General features: G+C 66.3%; 2 protein-coding genes. Both read left to right on the top strand.

All coding sequences use genetic code 11. The features are described 5' to 3' along the window. Window positions 1-9 precede the first annotated feature (9 nt). On the top strand, window positions 10-870 hold the full coding sequence (locus tag DSP71_RS24400) for a cytochrome c oxidase assembly protein (RefSeq protein ID WP_309472638.1): 861 nt from the start codon (window positions 10-12) through the stop codon (window positions 868-870). Next, window positions 867-1048: cation transporter (locus tag DSP71_RS24395; RefSeq protein WP_258546572.1), on the top strand; the 182-nt coding region annotated here is incomplete at its 3' end. The genes DSP71_RS24400 and DSP71_RS24395, both read left to right, overlap by 4 nt.

The raw sequence follows: 1048 nt of genomic DNA, 5'->3' as shown, positions 1-1048 counted from the left end.
CTGTGGGCGGTGCGGCGTGTGCGGCTACGTGGCGACGCGTGGCCGACGGGGCGGACGGCCGCCTGGGTCGCCGGGTGGGCGGTGGTGGTCTTCGTCACCAGCTCGGGGTTCGGGAAGTACTCCGCTCCGGACTTTGGAGTGCACATGATCGTGCACATGAGTCTGAATATGGCTGCCCCGATTCTGCTGGTGCTCGGCGGCGTGATCACGCTGCTGCTGCGAGCGACCCGCTCCGACCCCACGCGCCCGGCCGGAGCGCACGACTGGATCACGTGGGTGCTGCACTGGCCGGTGCTGCGGTTCGTGTTCAACCCGCTGATCGTTTTCATCCTGTTCGTCGGGTCGTACTACGGCCTGTACTTCACCGGTATCTTCGGGGAGTTCATGCGTTTCCATTGGGCGCATCAGCTGATGAACGTGCACTTCCTGATCGCCGGGTACCTGTTCTACGCGCTCGTGATCGGCGTTGACCGGCCACCGCGTCCTCTGCCGCACATCGGCAAGCTCGGCTTTGTTCTCGCCGCGATGCCGTTCCACGCGTTCTTCGGGGTGATCCTCATGACCGGGAACATGCTCATCGCCGAGGACTTCTACCGCAATTTCGCACTGCCCTGGTCAGACCTGCCCGCCGCACAGTACTTCGCAGGCGGGGTCGCGTGGGCTGGGGGTGAGATCCCGCTGCTGCTGGTCATCATCGCCCTCGGAATCCAATGGTCCCGACAGGACGCGAAGGATGCCCGTCGCAAGGATCGGCACCTGGACACCGGCCGCGACGACGAGTTCGACCAGTACAACCGGATGCTCGAACAGCTGGCCGCACGCGGAGCCGCCCGTCCCGCGCCCCGAACCGTCGAGGAGAACGAGACATGACGACCACCACGCCGATGCTCGAGGCGGTGCAGCTGGATGTGTCCGGGATGACCTGCGCGGCCTGCGCGGGCCGCGTCGAGCGTGCCTTGAATGGGCTGGAGGGGGTGAGCGCGAGCGTGAACTACGCCACCGAACGCGCCCTCGTCACTGGACTCTCCCCAGACCGGGTCGACGAGGC

The sequence above is a fragment of the Microbacterium sp. H6 genome (assembly GCF_003314775.1).
Lineage (GTDB): Bacteria > Actinomycetota > Actinomycetes > Actinomycetales > Microbacteriaceae > Microbacterium > Microbacterium oxydans.
The sequence above is the reverse complement of the archived record's forward strand: the minus strand, read 5'-3'. Positions and strand labels throughout refer to the sequence as shown.